Source organism: Agrobacterium sp. FDAARGOS_525 (genome assembly GCF_003938925.1).
Lineage (GTDB): Bacteria > Pseudomonadota > Alphaproteobacteria > Rhizobiales > Rhizobiaceae > Agrobacterium > Agrobacterium pusense.
Genome location: NZ_RKIU01000003.1, coordinates 1,439,329 through 1,459,653 on the forward strand (window position 1 = coordinate 1,439,329; position 20,325 = coordinate 1,459,653).

Annotated in this window: 17 protein-coding genes and 1 tRNA gene; 15 read left to right on the plus strand and 3 right to left on the minus strand. The window is 59.2% G+C overall.

The window, feature by feature from the left end:
• Positions 1-135 precede the first annotated feature (135 nt).
• The 15 genes from EGT36_RS08240 (at position 136) to EGT36_RS08310 (ending at position 15,799) form a co-directional block, all read left to right on the plus strand.
• Positions 136-212 (plus strand) — tRNA-Arg (locus EGT36_RS08240).
• A gap of 184 nt (positions 213-396) precedes the next feature.
• Positions 397-1,209 (plus strand): class I SAM-dependent methyltransferase, encoded by an 813-nt coding sequence (locus EGT36_RS08245; protein WP_037089378.1) that lies wholly within the window; start codon positions 397-399, stop codon positions 1,207-1,209.
• A 200-nt stretch (positions 1,210-1,409) separates the two neighbouring features.
• Positions 1,410-2,555 carry an ABC transporter ATP-binding protein gene (locus EGT36_RS08250; RefSeq protein ID WP_037089377.1) on the plus strand — a complete coding sequence of 382 codons (1,146 nt, stop codon included), beginning with the start codon at positions 1,410-1,412 and terminating at the stop codon, positions 2,553-2,555.
• Positions 2,552-3,478 carry a carbohydrate ABC transporter permease gene (locus EGT36_RS08255; RefSeq protein ID WP_035206712.1) on the plus strand — a complete coding sequence of 309 codons (927 nt, stop codon included), beginning with the start codon at positions 2,552-2,554 and terminating at the stop codon, positions 3,476-3,478. The genes EGT36_RS08250 and EGT36_RS08255 overlap by 4 nt, the downstream gene beginning before the upstream one ends.
• A complete protein-coding gene (locus EGT36_RS08260) occupies positions 3,478-4,299 on the plus strand; it encodes a carbohydrate ABC transporter permease (protein WP_037089375.1) in 822 nt (273 codons plus the stop codon). Before EGT36_RS08255 ends, EGT36_RS08260 begins: the two co-directional genes overlap by 1 nt.
• Positions 4,300-4,341: 42 nt before the next feature.
• Complete coding sequence (locus EGT36_RS08265) at positions 4,342-5,634, plus strand: ABC transporter substrate-binding protein (protein WP_125270235.1); 1,293 nt, start codon at positions 4,342-4,344, stop codon at positions 5,632-5,634.
• 63 nt (positions 5,635-5,697) lie between these two features.
• On the plus strand, positions 5,698-6,498 hold the full coding sequence (locus EGT36_RS08270; RefSeq protein ID WP_125270236.1) for a phosphodiesterase: 801 nt from the start codon (positions 5,698-5,700) through the stop codon (positions 6,496-6,498).
• 295 nt (positions 6,499-6,793) lie between these two features.
• Positions 6,794-8,290: a succinyl-CoA:acetate CoA-transferase ScpC gene (scpC, locus tag EGT36_RS08275; protein ID WP_006698932.1), complete on the plus strand. Its 1,497-nt coding sequence runs from the start codon at positions 6,794-6,796 to the stop codon at positions 8,288-8,290.
• A 187-nt stretch (positions 8,291-8,477) separates the two neighbouring features.
• Positions 8,478-9,800 (plus strand): alpha/beta hydrolase, encoded by a 1,323-nt coding sequence (locus EGT36_RS08280; protein WP_004439698.1) that lies wholly within the window; start codon positions 8,478-8,480, stop codon positions 9,798-9,800.
• Between the two features lie 124 nt (positions 9,801-9,924).
• Complete coding sequence (locus EGT36_RS08285) at positions 9,925-10,962, plus strand: 4-hydroxyproline epimerase (protein ID WP_004439700.1); 1,038 nt, start codon at positions 9,925-9,927, stop codon at positions 10,960-10,962.
• A 112-nt stretch (positions 10,963-11,074) separates the two neighbouring features.
• Positions 11,075-12,112: a dihydroorotase gene (gene pyrC / locus EGT36_RS08290; RefSeq protein WP_004439702.1), complete on the plus strand. Its 1,038-nt coding sequence runs from the start codon at positions 11,075-11,077 to the stop codon at positions 12,110-12,112.
• A 147-nt stretch (positions 12,113-12,259) separates the two neighbouring features.
• On the plus strand, positions 12,260-12,958 hold the full coding sequence (locus tag EGT36_RS08295) for an orotate phosphoribosyltransferase (RefSeq protein WP_004439706.1): 699 nt from the start codon (positions 12,260-12,262) through the stop codon (positions 12,956-12,958).
• A 98-nt stretch (positions 12,959-13,056) separates the two neighbouring features.
• Positions 13,057-13,983: a carbohydrate kinase family protein gene (locus EGT36_RS08300; RefSeq protein WP_037089369.1), complete on the plus strand. Its 927-nt coding sequence runs from the start codon at positions 13,057-13,059 to the stop codon at positions 13,981-13,983.
• 125 nt (positions 13,984-14,108) lie between these two features.
• Positions 14,109-15,074 carry an acetylxylan esterase gene (locus EGT36_RS08305; protein ID WP_037089593.1) on the plus strand — a complete coding sequence of 322 codons (966 nt, stop codon included), beginning with the start codon at positions 14,109-14,111 and terminating at the stop codon, positions 15,072-15,074.
• Positions 15,071-15,799 (plus strand): esterase family protein, encoded by a 729-nt coding sequence (locus EGT36_RS08310; RefSeq protein ID WP_037089368.1) that lies wholly within the window; start codon positions 15,071-15,073, stop codon positions 15,797-15,799. The genes EGT36_RS08305 and EGT36_RS08310 overlap by 4 nt, the downstream gene beginning before the upstream one ends.
• Before the next feature lie 16 nt (positions 15,800-15,815).
• Here EGT36_RS08310 and EGT36_RS08315 read toward each other — a convergent pair whose 3' ends face one another.
• The 3 genes from EGT36_RS08315 to EGT36_RS08325 form a co-directional block, all read right to left on the minus strand.
• Complete coding sequence (locus EGT36_RS08315; protein ID WP_125270237.1) at positions 15,816-16,685, minus strand: ornithine carbamoyltransferase; 870 nt, start codon at positions 16,683-16,685, stop codon at positions 15,816-15,818.
• Positions 16,686-16,772: 87 nt separating this feature from the next.
• The gene (gene pgi, locus EGT36_RS08320) at positions 16,773-18,398 is read right to left on the minus strand and encodes a glucose-6-phosphate isomerase (protein ID WP_125270238.1); all 1,626 of its coding nucleotides are present in this window, start codon (positions 18,396-18,398) and stop codon (positions 16,773-16,775) included.
• 110 nt (positions 18,399-18,508) lie between these two features.
• Entirely contained in the window at positions 18,509-20,221 is a 1,713-nt protein-coding gene (locus EGT36_RS08325) for a long-chain fatty acid--CoA ligase (RefSeq protein ID WP_037089366.1), read from the minus strand.
• Positions 20,222-20,325: the final 104 nt, after the last annotated feature.

Below are 20,325 nucleotides of genomic sequence, written 5' to 3' on the forward strand. Positions count from 1 at the left end.
TAGGAATGTCGTTTATTTTCAATGCGATAATTGAATTGCTGCGGAAAAATGACAATTTCGAAGCAAAATCGCTTGCAATCGGAATGAGGACGTTTTAGAGGATCGCCACGCCACCGGAAACGACCGGAACGGCACGCACCCGTAGCTCAGCTGGATAGAGCACCAGACTACGAATCTGGGGGTCAGGAGTTCGAATCTCTTCGGGTGCGCCATTTCCTTTTTTAAAAACAAACATTGAAACACGCGATATTTCTAGCCTCGTATGCGGCTTGGATGAGCAAGTCCGTTCCGCCAGATTCCTCGGCCCCTCTGGCACGCGGCAGGACCGAACGAATTCCACACATCCCGAATATATGTTAAAATCATCCGATCGTGAGATGGCTCGGGGTGAAAGCCATGCTGGAAGCGGATAAGGTATTTGCGGGGTCGATTCCGGAAAATTACGACCGCTATATGGTGCCGTTGATTTTCGCACCTTTCGCCACTGATCTGGCGCGGCGGGCGGCGGCCTTGATGCCGGTTGATATTCTGGAGGTCGCTGCAGGAACCGGCGCCGTCACGCGCGAACTCACGTCCCGACTATTGCCTGCCGCCAGCTATGTGGTGACCGATCTCAATCAACCTATGCTCGACTTCGCCGCGTCGCAGCAGGCACCGGATCACCGCATAAAATGGCAACAGGCCGATGCTCAGCTCCTGCCTTTTGCAAGCGCTGTCTTTGATCTTGTCTTCTGTCAGTTCGGCGCAATGTTCTTCGGTGATCGGCCGTCGGCCTATCGTGAGGCAAAGCGGGTGCTGAAGCCCGGCGGGCATTATTTATTCAATGTCTGGGATCGCATTGGGGAAAACCACTTCGCAGATGAAGTGACAAACGCGTTGGCGCGCCTGTTTCCCGATGATCCACCCCGCTTCCTGGCACGCACCCCGCATGGTTATCATGATGTGGCCGCGATCCGCCGCGAATTGGAGGATGAGGGGTTTTCCCGGGTGACGATTGAAACGGTGGCGACACAAAGTCGGGCCGATTCGCCCCATATTCCGGCGGTTGCTTATTGCCAGGGAACAGTTCTGCGCACGGAAATCGAGGCAAGGGCCCCCGGAACACTGGATGCTGCGACAGATTACGTCACCGCAGCCATTGAAGCCCGCCATGGCAGCGGTGAGGTTACCGGCAAAATTCAGGCGCATGTGATTCTCGCCGCATTATAAATCTGCGCCCCCAGCGATTTTCGGTTCACGGACAAGCGCGGAAATACCCATCAATATTAGTGGTTTTGAGTAAAGGCCCATTCATCGCGGTTTCCGATTGTCCGAGATTTCCGGGCTTTCGCGTGTCATCGAACTTTCCTCAAACCTTCGTCATATTGTCATACAATATAAGCATATGCGCTTCAGAAAAGGAGCGCAGAATGACGCCACAATCACTTGAACTTTCGGGCATCGGCAAAGGCTTCGGCGCCGACGATGTTCTGAAACAGATCGATCTTTCCATCCGCCCCGGAGAGTTTTTGTCCCTGGTGGGCATGTCGGGCTGTGGCAAGTCCACGCTGCTGCGCATCATAGCGGGACTCGAAACGCCGGATCGCGGTTCGGTGTCCATCGGCGGACAGGACGTGACCGAGATCGATCCGAGCGACCGTAATCTCGCGATGGTGTTCCAGTCCTACGCCCTTTATCCGCATATGAGCGTGCGCCAGAACATCGCGACGCCGCTTAGGATGCGGCGTTTGCCCTTTGCCGCGCGGCTACCGCTGATCGGGCGGTTTGCGGCCCCGGCCGAAACGGTGAGAGAGATCGAAGCAGCCGTCGAGCAGGCGGCCGAGACGCTGCAGATCGCGCATCTGCTGGATCGCAAGCCGGCGCAGCTTTCCGGCGGCCAGCGTCAGCGTGTTGCGCTTGCCCGGGCACTGGTGCGTTCGCCGGCCGCCTTCCTCATGGACGAACCGCTCTCCAATCTTGATGCGAAGCTTCGCGCCCACATGCGCGAAGAGCTGGCAGGCCTGCACCGGCGGCTCGGCGCGACTTTCATCTATGTCACCCATGACCAGATCGAAGCCATGACGATGTCCGACCGTATCGCGTTGATGTCTGAAGGTCGTATCGAGCAGCTTGGCACGCCGGATGAACTCTACCGCAAGCCCGCCACGCTCACCGTCGCGCGCTTCATCGGCACGCCCTCCATCAATCTGCTGCCGGTCGAAATCGCCGCCAGCGGCAAGGTGACGGCTTTCGCCCGGGATCTTGGTCTCGAAGCCGCGGGCCGCGACGCCGGTCCCGCAACGCTTGGTCTTCGCGCAGAGGATCTGCGTCCCGGCGCGGAAGGTTTGGCCGTGCGTGTGGTCCGCAGCGAAACCCATGGCGCAGACCGCTTCGTGAGTTGCCGTCTTTTAAGTGATGAGACGGTGGCCATAACCCTGCGACAGGGTGCCGGCGAAACGCTTGGCGCTGATGCGAATGGCGTCATGACCCTCGGTTTTGTGCCGGAGCGCGCGCATCTTTTCGCCGCCGACGGTCTCCGCCGCAAGGTGACCGTTCGCGAGCAGGTGCCGGCATGACGGCGGTTGATTTTTCTGGCGCGGCGCGTGCCAGCGCTCGCCCGCGGCTTTCAAAGGCCGACCGGCGGATGATCCGGCGCGGCCTGATCTTTGCGGCACCCGCAAGCTTGCTGCTTCTGGCAATCTATATCGTGCCGATGCTCGTTCTCGCCGGGTTTTCCGTCACGGATTATCAGCTTGGCGCGCTGTCCACGCGCTTTGTGGGACTGGGAAATTTCGTCAAGGCGTTTCAGGATCCGGTTTTCCTGCGTGCCTTGACGAATACGGCCATCTACGCTGCCATCGTCATTCCCTTCGGCGTGTTTCTGGCGCTCGGCGTAGCCTTGCTTGTCTATAATCGCAAGCGCAGCCGCGCCTTCTGGGAAGTAGCTTACTTCCTTCCGGTCACCGCAACGCTGGTGGCCATGGCGACCGTTTGGCAATTCCTGCTCCATCCATCGCTCGGCCCGGTGAATGCGGCGATCAAGTGGATGGGCTTCGAGCCCGTCGCTTTCCTCTCCAACCCCGTTCTCCTTATCCCTACCATGGCGCTGATGGGCGTCTGGCAGATACTCGGCTTCAACATGGTGCTGTTCCTTGCCGGTCTCACCGCCATTTCGAAGGATTTGCACGAGGCGGCGCGTCTCGATGGCGCGAAGAACCCGGTGGACCGCTTCCTGACGGTGACATGGCCGATGCTCGGACCGACGACCATGTTCGTTGTGGTCACCACCTCCATCTCGGCCTTCAAGGTGTTCGAGACGGTGGCAGTGCTGACCAAGGGCCGTTTCGGATCGGAGACGTTGCTGTTCGATCTCTATCTCGAAGGTTTTGAGTATTCCAACACCGGTTATGCCGCCGCGCTGACGGTGATCTTCCTCGCAATCGTACTGGTGCTTTCGATCGGCCAGACGCTGCATATGGACCGGAAGGTGCATTATTGATGGCCGCACTCCGCAAATATCTTCCGCATCTTGTGTTGGCGCTCGGCGCTTTCCTGATGTTCCTGCCGTTCTACTGGATGGTGCTGACGTCAATCCGTTCGCCGGCGGAAATATTCAACGTTTCGCTCTGGCCGATCCCGGAGAAATTCGACGCGGCCGATAATTACACCCGTGCAGCCGGGCAAGTGCCCATGGCACGCTTCATGCTCAATGGCGTCATCGTCTGCTTCGGTATTCTTGTCGTCCAGATACTGACATCTGTGCCGGCGGCCTACGCTCTGGCGAAACTGCGGTTCCCGGGCCGCAAGCTGCTTCTTGGCCTGGTCGTCGCCGCGCTCTGCGTCCCCATCCAGGCCCTTGCCCTGCCGCTTTTCGTCGGTCTGGCAAAGACGGAGCTGCTGAACACCTATTTCGCGATGATGATGCCCTTCTTTCTCTCCGTCTTCGCCATCTTCCTGTTCAATCAGTCCTTCCGCAGCTATCCGGATGAAATCATCGAAGCGGCACGCATGGACGGCTTCTCTGAAATGGAGATCTGCTGGGGGCTTGTGCTGCGTGGTTCGCTGCCTTCACTCGCCGCCTTCTCGGTCTTTTCGCTCGTCGCCCACTGGAACGACCTTTATTGGCCGATGATTGTTATCTCTGACACCAATCTCGCGCCACCGCCGCTTGGCATGATGTTTTTCGCCGATGTTGAATCCGGCGCAAATTACGGCGCGCTGATGGCGGGCGCGACACTGATTACCGCGCCGATGGTGCTGTGCTTCCTCCTGGCACGGCGGCATTTCATCGCCGGTATTACCATGACCGGCGTCAAGTGACGCCGTTCAGACTTCCTCCTCCCAACCTCTCTGGAGACTGACATGAAACTAAACCGACGCGCTGTGATGGGCGGTCTGGCCCTTGGCATGGCTTTTGCGGGCCTCGCTCAGCCGGTTTTCGCCAACGAAATCACGCTCAATGTTCTCTACAACCTGCCGGGCTTCACGAAATTCCATCAGCCGCTGGCCGATGAATTCATGAAGAAGAACCCGGACGTGAAGATAAACTTTCTCGCTCCGGCTGCCGGTTATAACGAAGGCCAGCAGCAGGTTCTGCGCTCTGCCGTTACCGGTAATCTGCCCGACGTTTATTTCTCGGGCTACAATCTGACGGCGGAACTGGTGCACACGCTCGCACCGCGCAACCAGATCACCGATCTCGGCCCGTTCATTCAGGCCGAAGGCGGTCAGGCTTTCCTCGACAAGAACTACAGCCCGAAGATGGCGGCACTCGGCCAGATCGACGGCAAGCAGTATGGTCTGCCGGTCAACGCTTCCTCGCCGATCATCTACATCAACTCGGACCTCGTCACCAAGGCCGGCGGCGACCCGGACAAGATGCCGACGACCTTTGCGGAGCTCATCGCTCTTGCCAAGAAGATCAAGGCTCTCGACCCCAAGTTTGCTGGCATGAGCTACGATATCAACGGCTGGCCGGATGACTGGCTGTGGCAGGCGCTCATCGTCGAACAGGGCGGCAAGCTCGTTGACGAGAAGACCAAGACCGTTGCCTTCGACAACGAGATCGGCCTCAACGCCCTGAAGATGACCCGCCAGTTCGTCACCGAAGGTGGCCAGAACCTGCTCGATTGGGACCAGTCGCGCCAGCAGTTCGGTGCAGGCCTCACCGGCTTCATCTTCTCGACGCCCGCTCACGTTCAGACGATCCAGGGCCTGGTTGGCGATCGCTTCAAGCTGAAGACGGCGACCTTCCCGCTGGACAACAAGGAAAAGGGCGGCGTTCCGACCGGCGGTAACTCTGCCGTTATCCTGACGCAGGACAAGGCCAAGCAGGATGCTGCCTGGAAATACCTGAAGTGGATCACCGGTCCGGAAGCGCAGAACACCATCGTTCGCATCACCGGTTACCTGCCGACCAACAAGCTGGCAACCGGCCCGGACTTCCTCGCTCCTTATTACGTCGAGAACCCGAATGTGAAAACCGCTTCGCTTCAGGCTGACCGTTCTCTGCCCTGGGCCGGTTACCCCGGCGGCGATTCCGTCCGCATCTGGCGCACCCAGCGCGATATCATCGGCACCGTCATGCGCGGTGAGGTGACGCCGGAAGCCGGCCTCAAGCAGATCGTCGAGCAGACCAGCGCCCTGCTGAAATAATCAGCACCATCGAGAGGCTGCGGGAAATCCGTTCCCGCAGCCATTTTGCGCAGGAAGCCCCAAATGAAGATTATCCAGATCACTGATACCCATCTTCTGCTGCCCGGCGTCGCCATAAATGGCGTCGACCCGGAAAAGCAGCTGCGCGCGGCAATCGCTGATATCGTTGAAAAACACGCCGACGCCGATCTTCTTGTCATGACGGGCGATCTTTGCAATTACGGTGAGCCGGAAGCCTACGAGCTGCTCCGCGGCATCCTCGCGTCGGCCTCCATGCCGGTGCGGCTGATGCTCGGCAATCACGATCGCCGCCCGGAATTCGTGGCCGCCTTTCCCGAACAGCCGCGCGACGATAACGGTTACATCCAGTCCTTTATCGACACCGATTTTGGTCGTTTGCTGTTTCTGGACAGCCATGAAGCCGATGTCATAGGCGGCATGTATGGTGAGGATCGTCTGGCATGGCTGGAGAGCGCGCTGGAAAGCGCCGGCGAGTTGCCCGTGACGGTTTTCATTCACCACCCGCCGATGGATTGTGGCATCCGCCATTTTGAACATATCGGCATGCATGATGACGGGGCTGTCATGCGCCGGCTCGTCGCTCACCCGGCCGGTGTGCGTCACATCATCTTTGGCCATATCCATGTGCCGATGGCAGGCACGACGGCCGAAGGCATCGCTTATAGTTCCGGTCAGGCCTGCGCGCATCGCTTTATCACCGATATCGACGTTGTCGATCCCCTGTGGACGGGCGGCAATCCCTGTTACCGGGTCATAAGCCTCGGCGCGTTCGGCCTGCGTGCCTATGATGTGGAAGTGGGGCAGGTCGTGCTTGGGCGGGCGCCTGTCTGCGAAGGCCCCTGACGAGTTGCTTTTTCCTCACTGCGATGACGCGAACAAGGCCTCGTCACTCCTCGCCGATCACGGCGTAACGGAAGTCTCCTGCCGATCGCAGGGCCGGCATGGTGTGAGGGCCTGCCAGCCTGTCGCGCCGATGCGTCACTTACTGTCGCTGAACGGGATTTGATACGCAGAAGTGATGGTTCCCTTCTTGCCCTTGATCTATGTCAGTTTCATCGATGAAACTGCACGCCATAGTCGCCGAATAGGTGGCCAGCCGAATGCCGTGCCATCGTGATTGCAGATCATGGAGAAGTGCATGCTCGAAAAGCGTATTCGCAACGCGTCCCTTTTGAACCGGATCGTCAGTGCCGAAGAGGCCGCCAGTCTCATTAGGGATGGCATGACTGTGGGCATGAGCGGCTTCACGCGTGCCGGGGAGGCGAAGGCGGTGCCGCTGGCGCTGGCGGAGCGTGCCAAGCTGCATCCCATGAAAATCACCCTGATGACGGGGGCATCGCTGGGCAATGATCTCGACAAGACCATGGTCGAGGCGGGCATGCTGGCGCGTCGCATGCCGTTCCAGTCCGATCCGGCTTTGCGCAAGGCGATCAATGACGGCAAGGTCATGTTCATTGACCAGCATCTCTCCGAGACCGTCGAGCAATTGCGCGGCGGTCAGATTCACGGCGTCGATATCGCCATCGTTGAAGCCGTGGCGATCACGGCTGAAGGTGGCATCGTGCCCACCACCTCCGTTGGCAATTCCGCGAGTTTCGCCATCCTAGCCGATAAGGTGATCGTCGAGATCAACCTGTCGCAGCCCGAGGTGCTGGAGGGGCTGCACGACATCTTCATTCCCGCAAAACGTCCAACCCGCATGCCCATCCCGGTGGTGGCGACGGATAGCCGTGTCGGACTACCCTTCATTCCGGTGCCGCCGGAAAAAATCGCCGCTATTGTCCTGAGTGACAAGAGCGACAGCTTCTCGACAGTGCTGCCGCCGGATGATGAAACCAGGGCCATTGCCGGCCACCTCACTGAATTCCTGCTGAACGAGGTGCGTCAAGGCCGTATGACCCACGAACTTCAGCCGCTTCAGGCCGGCATCGGCACGATCGCCAATGCTGTGATGCACGGTTTCATTGATACGCCGTTTCACGATCTCAAAATGTATTCGGAGGTCCTGCAGGACTCCACATTCGAACTTTTCGATGCGGGCAAGCTGACTTTCGCGTCGGGTTCGTCGATCACCTTGTCCTCCGCCATGAACGAGCGGGTCATGCCGCGTCTGGCCGAATATAAAAGCAGGCTCATTCTGCGCCCGCAGGAGGTCAGCAATCATCCCGAAGTTATCCGTCGCCTCGGTATCATCGGCATCAACACGGCGCTGGAATTCGATATTTACGGAAACGTCAATTCGACCCATGTCGGGGGAACGCATATGATGAACGGCATCGGCGGCTCGGGGGATTTTGCCCGAAATGCCTATATGTCCATCTTTGTCACCAAGTCTATCGCCAAAGGCGGCGCCATATCGAGCGTCGTTCCCATGGTCAGCCATGTCGATCACACCGAACATGATGTCGATATCCTCGTGACCGAGACGGGCCTTGCCGACCTTCGTGGCCTTGCGCCTCGTGAACGCGCGGCGGTCATCATCGAGAACTGCGTGCATCCGGCCTATCGTGATGCGCTAACGGACTATTTCCAGCGGGCAGTCTCGCGGGGAGGGCACACGCCGCATCTCATCGAAGAAGCGCTTTCGTGGCATGGCGCCCTGCGTGAAAGGGGCACCATGCTGCCGCAGAAATAGCGGCGGATGAGGAATCCAGCCTGAGGTATCGGACGCGCCCACGCGAAATTGGGTCCGTTTGGACACACCGGGATGGAAATCATCCGCCACTTCGCTGTGGTTGCTGGCGCGTCAGTTCCGCCTCCGGTAGAAAATCCTCTCTCTCGGCAGCGACCCGGCTGCCTCAGGGTTGCAGGAGAGTGATGTAATGCCCATTCGCTTCGTCGCCATGATCGCGATTGTTGCCCTGCTTGCCGGTTGCGGCGGGCGGCCGATCGGAGTGATGACGCCAACGGGACAAACAGTGGCCGGTACGACGCCGGTGAATCTCCTTGTCGCGACGACACGCGCGCCGTCTGACAATCCTGCGGTTCTTTTCGGCGGCGAGCGGGGTACGGGGCTGAAGGTCGACGCGGTCACCGTCTCGATACCGCCGGATGCCAACCGCAAGGTCGGACAGGTGCAGTGGCCGAAGAAGCTGCCGCCCAATCCGCTGAAGGATTTCACTACCGTTGCGGTCGAGCCCATCCGCTCCGAAGCCGAGACGCGAAGCTGGATCGGCCGGCATATTGAAAAGGACCGCCGCGTGCTGGTCTTCGTGCATGGTTTCAACAACCGCTACGAGGAATCCGTCTATCGATTTGCCCAGATCGTCCATGATTCCAGAACCGATGTCGTGCCCGTCGTCTTCACCTGGCCGTCACGCGCCAGCATCTTCGACTATAATTACGACAAGGAAAGCACCAACTATTCCCGTGACGCGCTGGAAGAGATGCTGACGCGACTGGCGAAAGACAAATCCATCCGTGAAGTCACGGTCATGGCGCACTCCATGGGCACCTGGCTTGCGGTGGAGGCGTTGCGGCAGATGGCCATCCGCAATGGCCGCGTCGATCCGAAGATCGGCAACGTCATTCTGGCAGCACCTGATCTCGACGTGGATGTCTTCAGCCGCCAGTTCGCAAGCCTCGGCAAGACACCACCGAAATTCACGCTCTTCGTTTCGCAGGATGACCGCGCGCTCAGCCTGTCGCGCCGCATTTCCGGCAATGTTGACCGTCTTGGCCAGATCGATCCTTCCGTTGAGCCTTACAGCAGCCAGCTGGAGAAGGCCGGTATCACGGTTCTCGATTTGACGAAGCTGCAATCGGGTGACCGCCTGAACCACGGCAAGTTTGCCGAAAGCCCGGAGGTCGTGCGTCTGATCGGCGACCGCCTCATCGCGGGCCAGACCGTGACGGATTCCGATGTCGGCCTGGGCGAAGCCTTGGGCGCCGTCAGCATCGGTGCCGCGCAGACGGTGGGAACAGCAGCGAGCGTTGTGGTCAGCGCGCCAATTGCTGTGTTCGATCCCCGCACGCGGGAAAACTACGGCAGGCAGGTGGAGCGGCTTGGCCGCTCGGTGGAAAATACCGTGGGATCGGTGGGTGATACGGCCGGCTCCGTGGTGGACGATCAGGCGCTTCAGTCGTCAAGGATCAACTGCGATGCCGCTGCCAATCGAAACCGGGCGGAATGCCGCAATCGCTAAACTGCGATGCGTTAGGGGCAGCGGGAACGCTAGGCGCTTTTTGTCACAGAGCGTCGCAGATTTGTATACAGCTTGTATTTTTATCTGTATGGTCGGTCGACAACCCTTTTCGGAGTAAGACCCCATGCGTTGGAAACGCACCCTTCAGCTTCTCGATGTTCATTGCGAAGGCGAAATCGGCCGTGTCGTCACCGGCGGCGCGCCGAAAATTCCCGGTAATACGGTGGCTGAACAGCTTCACTGGATGAATACCGACCCAAAGGGAGAGGCGCTTCGTCGCTTCCTGACGCTGGAGCCGCGCGGCACGCCCATGGGCTCGGTCAATCTGCTTCTGCCGCCGAAGCATCCGGATGCGCACGCCGCCTTTGTCATCCTTCAGCCGGACCAGGCGCATGCCAGCTCCGGATCGAATTCCATATGCGCGACGACGGCACTTCTGGAAAGCGGCATGGTGGAGATGCACGAACCGGAAACCGTCATCATTCTGGAAACGGCGGCCGGTCTGGTGAAGGCAACGGCCACCTGCCGCGACGGGCGCTGCGAAAAGGTCAAGTTGACCATGGTGCCGTCTTTCGTGCATGCGCTTGATGTCAGCATCGACACACCCCAATGGGGCAAGGTGACGATGGACATCTCCTATGGCGGCATTTTTTATGCGCTGGTGGATGTGCGTCAGATTGGTCTAACGATCGAAAAAGCCAATGCCGCGAAGCTGGTCTCTGCGGGCATGATCCTGAAGGACCTGGTCAACCGCGAAATGACCGTTGTGCATCCAGAAATCCCCGCCATATCGGGCGTGGCCTATGTGATGTTCCGCGATGTGGACTCCGACGGCTCCATCCGCACCTGCACCACCATGTGGCCGGGCCGGGCGGATCGTTCGCCCTGCGGCACCGGCAATTCCGCCAATCTCGCCACGCTTTATGCGCGCGGCAAGGTGAAGGTGGGCGACGAGTATAAATCCCGCTCGATCATCGGTTCGGAATTTGATGTCGGCCTTTCCGCCGTCACCGAGGTGGCGGGCCGTCCGGCTGTCATTCCCACGATTGCCGGGCGCGGCTTTACCTTCGGTCTGCATCAGGTCGGCCTCGATCCTTTCGACCCATTGGCCGATGGTTTTGCCATGACCGACGTCTGGGGTCCGGAAGCGGGCAACATCTGAAGCGCGCTTCAAAAAAATGACATTTACGGCTGCCTGATCGTGTCGGGCGGCTGTTTTCCCGCGACAAAAGATGCTAAGCGGGCGCAATTCCATCATGCTCCGAGGTATCCCGATGAAGTCGCTCACCCTGCGCCGCCCTGATGACTGGCACCTGCATCTTCGTGATGGCGCCATGCTGGAAGGGGTGATCGGGGATACGAGTCGGCATTTCGCCCGCGCCATCATCATGCCGAACCTGGTGCCGCCGGTTGTCACCACCGCAGATGCCCGCGCCTATCGCGATCGCATCGTCAAGGCCATTCCCGCGGGCGACAGCTTTGAGCCCTTGATGACGCTCTATCTGACCGAGGACACGCAGGCCGACGACGTGGAAGAGGGCAAGAAAAGCGGCCTGATTACCGCCGTAAAGCTTTATCCCGCCGGTGCCACAACCAATTCCCACGGCGGTGTGCGCGATTTTAACAAGGCCATGCCTGTTCTGGAGCGCATGGCGAAGATCGGCCTGCCCCTCTGCGTGCATGGAGAAGTAACAACGCCGGAAGTTGATATTTTTGACCGCGAGAAGGTCTTCATCGAGACAGTTCTGGAACCGCTGCGCCAGCGCCTGCCGGAGCTCAAGGTGACGATGGAGCACATCACCACCCGCGATGGCGTTGACTATATCAAGTCTTCCAAGGCCAATCTGGCCGGCTCGATCACCACGCATCATCTCATCATCAACCGCAACGCCATTCTGGTTGGCGGCATCAAGCCACATTATTACTGCCTGCCCGTCGCCAAGCGCGAGGAGCACAGGCTGGCGCTGCGGGCAGCCGCGACCTCTGGCGATGCGCGCTTTTTCCTTGGCACGGATTCCGCTCCGCACGTGGACCCGCTGAAGGAATGCGCCTGCGGTTGCGCGGGCATTTACACGTCCATCAATACGATGAGCTGCCTTGCCCATGTCTTCGAGGACGAAAACGCTCTCGACAAGCTGGAAGCTTTCGCTTCGCTCAACGGCCCGGCCTGGTATGGTCTGGCGCCGAATGAGGAGACGATCACGCTGGTCAAGCGCGACGAGCCAGTGTCATTCCCCGCCAAGATCGAAACGGGCGCCGGGCCGGTGACCGTATTCGATCCGATGTTCCCGCTTCATTGGGATGTAAACTGATTTTATGACCGCCGGCACTGCCGGCGGTTTTGTTATGGTCCGCCGGCACCTCGGCTGGCGCACGAAATACCGAACGAAGACGCGTGCTTTCCGAACACCGATCCGGGTTTTCGGAGCGAGAAACCAAGGCCTAAAAGGAGAACGCCTATGAACCACTTCACATTCACCGATCGCGCCGTCGTTGCGGAACTGGTTGCGAAAATGTTGTGGGAAATCAAGGCGGTCCATTTTAATTCCGAAAGCCCATATACCTTCGCGTCAGGCATGAAGAGCCCTGTCTATATCGACATGCGCAAGCTCATCTCCTTCCCGCGCATTCGCTCCGCAGCCATGGATTTTGCGGCGGCGGCTGTCCTGCGTGAGGCCGGTTTCGAGAAGTTTGACTGTGTGGCCGGCGGCGAAACTGCGGGCATTCCCTTCGCCGCTTTCCTTGCCGAGCGCCTCGGCCTGCCGATGATCTATTGCCGAAAGAAGCCGAAAGGCCATGGCCGCAATGCCCAGATCGAAGGACATATGCCCGAGGGTGCCCGCGTTCTCGTCATCGAGGATTTGACGACCGCAGGTGGCTCGATGTTTACCTTTATCGACGCCATTCGTGCGGCGGGCGGCATCGTCGATCACGGCATCGCACTCTTCTATTACGGCATCTTCCAGGAGGCGGAAGCACGCTTTGCCAACGGCAATGTTAAGCTGCATTACCTGACGACCTGGCGCGATGTTCTGGCCGTTGCCCGGGCTGAAAAACTGTTCGATGAAAAGACCCTCTCCGAGGTTGAAGCCTTCCTCGATAACCCGCTGCCCTGGTCGGCAAAGCGCGGCGGTGTCAGCGAATTGCCGCAATCTTGATTTCGGATGCGGGTGGCCAGCTTGTGGCTGGCCTTCCGATCCATCTTCGTCTAAATCGATTTAAGTCCATTTGATTTGCTGTTTTGAGGAGGACCGTAATGATCCTGTGTTGTGGTGAAGCCCTGATCGACATGCTGCCCCGGCAGACAACGCTGGGAGAGGCGGGTTTTGCCCCTTATGCAGGCGGTGCGGTCTTCAACACGGCCATCGCGCTGGGACGTCTCGGCGTTCCCTCCGCCTTTTTCACCGGTCTTTCCGATGACATGATGGGCGATATCCTGCGGGAAACCCTGAGGGCGAGCCATGTCGATTTCAGCTATTGCGCCACCCTCTCGCGCCCCACCACCATCGCCTTCGTAAAGCTGGTCGACGGCCACGCGACCTATGCCTTCTATGACGAGAACACCGCCGGCCGGATGATTACCGAAGCCGAGCTTCCGGCGCTGGGCGCCGATTGCGAAGCGCTGCATTTCGGAGCCATCAGCCTCATCCCCGAACCCTGCGGCAGCACCTATGAAGCGCTGATGACGCGTGAGCAAGAAAGCCGTGTCATCTCGCTCGATCCAAATATCCGCCCCGGCTTCATCAAGGACAAGCAGTCGCATATGGCCCGCATCCGCCGCATGGCCGCCATGTCCGATATCGTCAAGTTCTCGGATGAGGACCTTGCCTGGTTCGGTCTGGAAGGGGATGAGGACACGCTTGCCCGCCACTGGCTGCACCATGGCGCAAAGCTGGTCGTCGTCACCCGCGGTGCGAAAGGTGCCGTTGGCTATACGACCGGCCTGAAGGTCGAAGTTGCTTCTGAACGCGTGGAGGTGGTGGACACCGTCGGTGCGGGCGACACCTTTGATGCCGGCATTCTTGCGTCGCTGAAAATGCAGGGCCTGCTGACCAAGGCGCAGGTGGCGTCACTGACGGAAGAGCAGATCAGAAAGGCGCTTGCGCTCGGTGCAAAGGCGGCGGCAGTCACCGTTTCGCGCGCTGGCGCCAATCCGCCTTTTGCGCACGAAATCGGCTTGTGATGGGTTAGGGTTGAACCATTTTGAAAAGATGGTTCAACACGCATCACGCCGCCAAAATCGTGAAAAACCGTTATTTCGGTATTATCAAGCTTGTGTCTGCTGTTTTTTCGAGAAACAAGCGTCGCATGAGTGTTTCAACAGCCCATCCCTTTGATTTCGACCCGACCTACGGCATGCAACGCGAGCAGTTGCTTGCCATCACGCCCCCGGAAGCGCCACCCGGTTTCGATGACTTCTGGGAGAAGCGCTATCGCCGCGCGCTCGCCACTGATCCGCGCCCGGTGCTGCGCCGGAGCAAGCTGAGCGATCCCCGTTGGCAGGTCCTCGATCTGACCTACACCTCCACCGACGGTTTCCGTATCGGTGGATGGCTGCTGTTGCCGCGCGAAGGACAGGTCCGCCGCGGCCTGGTCGTCGGCCACGGTTATGGCGGGCGCGGCGAGCCTGATTTCGATGTGTCGGTGGAAGAGACAGCCGTGCTGTTTCCCTGCTTTCGTGGACTGTCGCTGAGTGCCTGTCCGCCGATTTCATCCGATCCGGCCCTTCACGTTCTCTATAATATCGAGCGGAAAGACGATTATATTATCGGAGGCTGTGTCGATGACCTTTGGATCGCGGTCTCGACGCTCGTCAGCCTTTATCCCTGGCTGGAAGGGCAGGTGGGTTATAGCGGAATCAGCTTCGGGGGTGGTATCGGCGCTCTTGCGATCCCTTATGATAAGCGTATCGACCGCGGCCATCTCGTCGTGCCGACCTTCGGCCACCGACCGTTCTGGCTGACGCTGCCAACGGTCGGCAGCGCGGACGCCGTCCAGACCTATGCGAAGACGCACGCCCATGTGCTTGAAACGTTGCGCCTCTTCGATGCGGCCTGCGCGGCCGCCCGCATAAGCGTGCCCATGCTGATTGCGCCTGCGCTTTTTGATCCAGCCGTGGCGCCGCCCTGCCAGTTCGCGGTGGCCAACGCTTTGCCGCCGTCAAAATTTAATGAAATCTTCATCCTCGACGCCGGGCATTTCGATTACCCTGACAGCGCATCGCAAGATGCGGTCCATAAGGACAAGGTCAGACGGTTTTTCAAGGTGCCATGAAACGCGAATATCTCCGTTGGTATAGTCACAGGCTCCATCGCGACATGGAGCTCCTGATATTCGGTCATGCCGGCGCGAAGGTGCTGATGTTCCCGACACGCGACGGGCGCTTCTTCGAATATGAGGAGTTGGGCGTCGTCGAAAGTCTTTCTCACAAGCTGGAGGCCGGCCACCTCCAGCTTTATTGTATCGAGGGTCTGGCACGGGAAAGTTTCTACGCGGGCCACAACCACCCCGCTGACCGTCTCCGACGTCACGCCGCACTCGAGGCCTATATTCTGGGCGAAGTGCTGCCGCTGATGTCAGAGAAAAATCCGCACGGCAGCACCATCGTGCAGGGCTGCAGCCTCGGTGCCTTTCAGGCCGCCAGCCTCGTGTTCCGTCACCCGCATCTCTTCACCAAGCTCGTCGCCTTTTCCGGCCGCTATGACCTGACGATGGAGGTGGAGTCTTTCGGTGATCTATTCGACGGCTATTATGACGATGACGTCTATTTCCACATGCCGAGCCACTTTCTCCCCGGGTTAAACTGCCCATGGCGGCTCGATCACCTGCGCCGCATCGACATGGTCTTCACCATTGGCGACGCTGACCCCTTTCTGGACAACAATCACCACTTAAGCCACGTGCTTTCGGGCAAGCAGGTGGGGCACCAGATGCATGTCTGGGAAGGCCGCGCGCATCGGGCGGGTGCGTGGCGCAAGATGGCGGCGCTTTATATTTGAGGCTGGAGCCCGTGCCTTAGGCGAGAAGAAATTCCATCAGGGCATTCTGGGCATGTAGAAGAAAAGCTTTTGCCGACCGGCTCTGACAGGCCGGATGGGCCATTGCGTCCGCGGTCACCTCTTGGCCACGCGAGACTGGCGGACAGGGCAAAAAAATCACATCAGGCCGCATCCTGTCGAGAAGGGAGGCGGATATGCGATAATCGGCCAGATGATGATTGGCGTCGGACGGCCAGGAATCGGTAATGACCACATCCGCATCCAGTAGCTCGTCCATGTCCGTGCTCGCCCGGAAGTTCGGATTGATGAGCGCGGCATCCGTGACGTGCCATTGATCCGGGTAAACCTGCGTGACCTGAATGGGCAGGGAAATCGAGGCTTCGACCCAAGAGCGTAAAATATTGGCGTCCGGTGCTACACCGACGATTTTGAGGCCGGCTGTCTGGCCCCTCAGGCTTTTCACATAGGCTAAATCACCAAGCGTTTCACATGGATGATTGAATTTTGTCCGCGCGTTGATGACAGGTGCGCGCATGTCGGCTGCAAGTGCCCGGAGTGTCGAGAGTTCCTTCGTGCGGATAATCAAAAGATCGAACCAATTGTCGAGATAACCAGCCAGATCGGCAATCTCTTCTCGGCCGTTAAAGTTGATCGGAACGGTAACGCAGGTGTCGCCCATCGCCTGGATACCGAGATCAAAGGCGGCGGTATTGCGCCAGCCGGTGTCGTCAACGATCAGCCCGGCACGTTTTCCCTTGAGCGTCTGTGGCATCGTGCCTTGTAACCAGTCCTCGGCCAGAGCGCACGCGCGGTCGATGATCGAGAAGATCGCGTCCGCACTCAGGTTGTGAAACTCCAGAAAGTCCCTGCCCGGCCGGAACGACATATGCACCTCCAAATGACATTCGATCAACGCTGCATTGAAAAAAGCCGGAAGTCGCCCTCCGGCTTTCGTAAATTGCAGTGCCTGGATTTACCCCGCCAGACCCGCCAGCGCCTTCACCAGGCCCTGCGTAGAGCTGTCATGGCCAGCGGCGCTTTCCTTTCCTTCGACGACCGGAAGCAGGCCGGTCGCCAGTTCCTTGCCAAGCTCCACGCCCCATTGGTCGAAGGAGTTGATGCGGAACAGCACGCCTTCGACGAAGACGCGATGTTCGTAAAGCGCGATCAGGCGGCCAAGCGCGAATGGCAACAGCTTGTCGTAGACGAAGGTGATGGACGGACGATTGCCGGTGAAGACACGGTGCGGCGCAATGAAATCCGCATGTCTGTCGTCCACGCCCTTGGAGGTGAGCTGGGCTTTTGCCTCAGCCAGCGTCCGTCCCTTCATCAGCGCTTCCGACTGCGCCAGGCAATTGGCGATGAGAAGCTGGTGCTGGTGGCGCAGTTCGGGCTCGAAACCGTTGGCTGCGATCATGAATTCCGCCGGGATGACGCTCGTGCCCTGGTGGATCAGCTGATAGAAGGCGTGCTGACCATTCGTGCCGGGCTCGCCCCAGACGACCGGGCCGGACTGGCCTTCGACCGGCGTGCCGTCGATGGTCACACCCTTGCCGTTCGATTCCATGTCCAGCTGCTGCAGATAAGCCGGGAAACGCGACAGCCGCTGGTCATAGGGCAGGATCGCCCGCGTCGGGTAATTCAGTACGTTGCGGTGATAAAAACCGATCAGGCCGAGCAACATCGGCAGATTTTCACGGACCGGCGCCTCGCGGAAGTGGCGATCCATGGCGTGGGCGCCATCCAGGAACTTGCCGAAATTATCCGGCCCGATGGCGATCATCAGCGGCAGCCCGATGGCAGACCAGATCGAGTAACGGCCGCCAACCCAGTCCCAGAAACCGAAGATGCGGTCGCTTTCGATGCCGAAGGCGGTAACCTTGTCCAGCGCTGTGGAAACCGCGGCAAAGTGATGCTTGACGGCGTCTTCGCCCAGCTTTTCGGCGATGAAGCGGCGCGCCGTGGCGGCGTTCGTCATCGTCTCGATGGTGGTGAAGGTCTTCGACGCCACGATGAAGAGCGACGTCTCGGGGTCGATGAGCTTCAGCGTATCGGCAATATGCGCGCCATCAATGTTCGAGACGAAATGCGCCCGCGGGCCGTCATGGAAAGGTGCCAGTGCCAGCGTTGCCATGACCGGGCCGAGGTCGGAACCGCCAATGCCGATATTGATGACATCGGTAATCTTTTTACCGGTCGCGCCCTTCAGCGAACCGGAACGGATGGCATCGGCAAACTTGCCCATGGCAGACAGAACCGCGTTCACATCGGGCATCACGTCCTTGCCGTCAACGAGAACCGGCGTGTTGCCGCGATTGCGCAACGCGGTATGCAGGACGGCACGGTCTTCGGTGAAATTGATCGCCTTGCCGGAAAACATCTCCTCGCGCTTGGCCTCGACGCCGCCTTCTTGTGCAAGCTGTTCGAGAAGCGTGACGATCTCTTCATTCACGGCGCACTTGGAATAATCCATCAGCAGGTCGTCGAACTTGGCGCTGAAACGGCTGAATCTCTTGTCATCGGCCGCAAAGGCGGCGCGAAGATCGGTTGCGGCTGTGCTGCTCGCCGTTGCTTTCAGTTTTTCGATGGTGGCCTGCATCTCGTGCTCCTCGGCTTCCGTGGAAGGATGAGGAAACTATTCTTTTTCAGGCGGCCAAATCAAGGCGGCTTCGATAAAAGAAAAGAGCCGGTCACCCGGCTCGATTTCGTTCAGTTCAGATTGCGCAATTCGCGCCGCAGGATCTTGCCGACATTCGATTTCGGCAGCTCGGTACGGAACTCGATGATCTTCGGCCGCTTGTAGTTTGTCAGGTTCTTGGCGCAGAAAGCCTTGAGTTCCGCTTCCGTGAGCGACTGGTCCTTCTTGACCACAAAAAGCTTGACGGTTTCGCCGGAGTGCTCGTCCGGAACGCCGATGGCGGCGCATTCCAGGACGCCTGGATGGCTGGCGGCCACTTCCTCCACCTCGTTCGGATAGACGTTGAAACCGGAGACGAGGATCATGTCCTTCTTGCGGTCGACGATCTTGGTATAACCGCGTTCATCCATGAAGCCCATGTCGCCGGAACGGAAGAAGCCGTCTGATGTCATCGCCTTTGCCGTCTCGTCCGGCCGCTGCCAATAACCCGCCATCACCTGCGGCCCACGAATGCAGATTTCTCCGACCTCTCCAGTGGGCAGGCTGTTGCCGTCCTCGTCGCGAATATCGATTTCGGTGGAAGAGATCGGCAGGCCGATGGTTCCGCTGAACTCCGTGGAATCGAGGCGGTTGACGGTGGCAACCGGCGATGTCTCGGAGAGGCCGTAACCCTCCGCAATGGGGCAGCCGACGATGGAAAGCCAGCGTTCCGCGACAGGCCTTTGCACCGCCATGCCGCCGCCGAGAACCAGAATGAGCGACGACAGATCGAGCTTGCGGAAATCCTCGTTGTTCATCAGCGCGTTGAAAAGCGTATTGATGCCGGGGAAAATATGCGGCTGATAATGCGACAATTCTTTCACAAAACCGGGAATATCGCGCGGATTGGCAATCAGCAGATTGTGGCCGCCAAGCGCAATGCCCATCAGCGAATTCACCGTCAAGGCGAAGATGTGGCAGAGCGGCAGCGCGCAGATGAAGTTGAGAACTTCAGGGCGATCCTTCTGGCCGTTGAAGGCGGCGTCCAGCCACAGGCTGATCTGAAGCTTGTTGGCCAGAAGGTTGGCATGCGTGAGAACCGCACCCTTGGATACACCAGTCGTGCCCCCGGTATATTGAAGGAAAGCAATGTCCTGCGCCGTGAGGCTGACCGGCTTCAGCGAAAATCCCTGACCTTCCTTCAGCATCGCCTTGAAGCTGATGGAGCCGGGAATGGTATAGGCGGGCACCAGTTTCTTGACCTTGCGGACGACCAGATTGACGATATGTCCCTTGAGGCCGAGAAGATCGCCCATCGCCGCGACGACCACGTGCCGCACCGCGGTTTTCGGCACCGCCTGCTGCGCCACATGTGCAAAGTTCTCCAGCACGAAAAGCGCCTTCGCGCCGGAATCCTTCAGCTGATGTTCCAGCTCGCGCGGTGTGTAAAGCGGATTGACATTGACCACCACCATGCCTGCCCGCAGGATTCCATAAACCGCAACCGGATTTTGGAGGATGTTCGGCATCATCACGGCAACCCGGTCGCCCTTTTCCAGTCCTCTGGCCTGCAGCCAGGCGGCGACGGCTCGGGTTTCAGCGTCCAGTTCCCGGTAGGTCAGCGACTTTCCCATGCTGGAAAAGGCCTTCCGGTCGGCAAACTGCACACAGCTCTTTTCGAGAAGATCGACGAGGGAGGCATTGGTCGATACGGGAATTTCGGAAGGAACGCCCGGCGGATAGGAAGACAGCCAGCGCTTCCCAATGACGGCGTTCTGCGGGTGTCCCAGGGACAATTCACTCATGCTGCTCCTCCCAGAGTCTCTTCGCGCCGCGCATTCTGTGGAACGCGTGAACAGCGCTTTCGGCTGCCTGATGTTCACGAGGCTCCCGCACCGGTCGACATCTG

Excerpts from the sequence above, each read along its gene's own strand:
- EGT36_RS08280 (WP_004439698.1), top strand. The coding sequence starts at position 8,478 with ATGCCCATTCGCTTCGTCGCCATGATCGCGATTGTTGCCCTGCTTGCC.
- EGT36_RS08285 (WP_004439700.1), top strand. The coding sequence starts at position 9,925 with ATGCGTTGGAAACGCACCCTTCAGCTTCTCGATGTTCATTGCGAAGGC.
- EGT36_RS08310 (WP_037089368.1), top strand. The coding sequence starts at position 15,071 with ATGAAACGCGAATATCTCCGTTGGTATAGTCACAGGCTCCATCGCGAC.
- EGT36_RS08260 (WP_037089375.1), top strand. The coding sequence starts at position 3,478 with ATGGCCGCACTCCGCAAATATCTTCCGCATCTTGTGTTGGCGCTCGGC.
- EGT36_RS08325 (WP_037089366.1), bottom strand. The coding sequence starts at position 20,221 with ATGAGTGAATTGTCCCTGGGACACCCGCAGAACGCCGTCATTGGGAAG.
- pgi (WP_125270238.1), bottom strand. The coding sequence starts at position 18,398 with ATGCAGGCCACCATCGAAAAACTGAAAGCAACGGCGAGCAGCACAGCC.
- EGT36_RS08295 (WP_004439706.1), top strand. The coding sequence starts at position 12,260 with ATGAACCACTTCACATTCACCGATCGCGCCGTCGTTGCGGAACTGGTT.
- EGT36_RS08270 (WP_125270236.1), top strand. The coding sequence starts at position 5,698 with ATGAAGATTATCCAGATCACTGATACCCATCTTCTGCTGCCCGGCGTC.
- EGT36_RS08300 (WP_037089369.1), top strand. The coding sequence starts at position 13,057 with ATGATCCTGTGTTGTGGTGAAGCCCTGATCGACATGCTGCCCCGGCAG.
- EGT36_RS08305 (WP_037089593.1), top strand. The coding sequence starts at position 14,109 with ATGAGTGTTTCAACAGCCCATCCCTTTGATTTCGACCCGACCTACGGC.
- EGT36_RS08245 (WP_037089378.1), top strand. The coding sequence starts at position 397 with ATGCTGGAAGCGGATAAGGTATTTGCGGGGTCGATTCCGGAAAATTAC.
- EGT36_RS08265 (WP_125270235.1), top strand. The coding sequence starts at position 4,342 with ATGAAACTAAACCGACGCGCTGTGATGGGCGGTCTGGCCCTTGGCATG.
- EGT36_RS08250 (WP_037089377.1), top strand. The coding sequence starts at position 1,410 with ATGACGCCACAATCACTTGAACTTTCGGGCATCGGCAAAGGCTTCGGC.
- scpC (WP_006698932.1), top strand. The coding sequence starts at position 6,794 with ATGCTCGAAAAGCGTATTCGCAACGCGTCCCTTTTGAACCGGATCGTC.
- pyrC (WP_004439702.1), top strand. The coding sequence starts at position 11,075 with ATGAAGTCGCTCACCCTGCGCCGCCCTGATGACTGGCACCTGCATCTT.
- EGT36_RS08255 (WP_035206712.1), top strand. The coding sequence starts at position 2,552 with ATGACGGCGGTTGATTTTTCTGGCGCGGCGCGTGCCAGCGCTCGCCCG.
- EGT36_RS08315 (WP_125270237.1), bottom strand. The coding sequence starts at position 16,685 with ATGTCGTTCCGGCCGGGCAGGGACTTTCTGGAGTTTCACAACCTGAGT.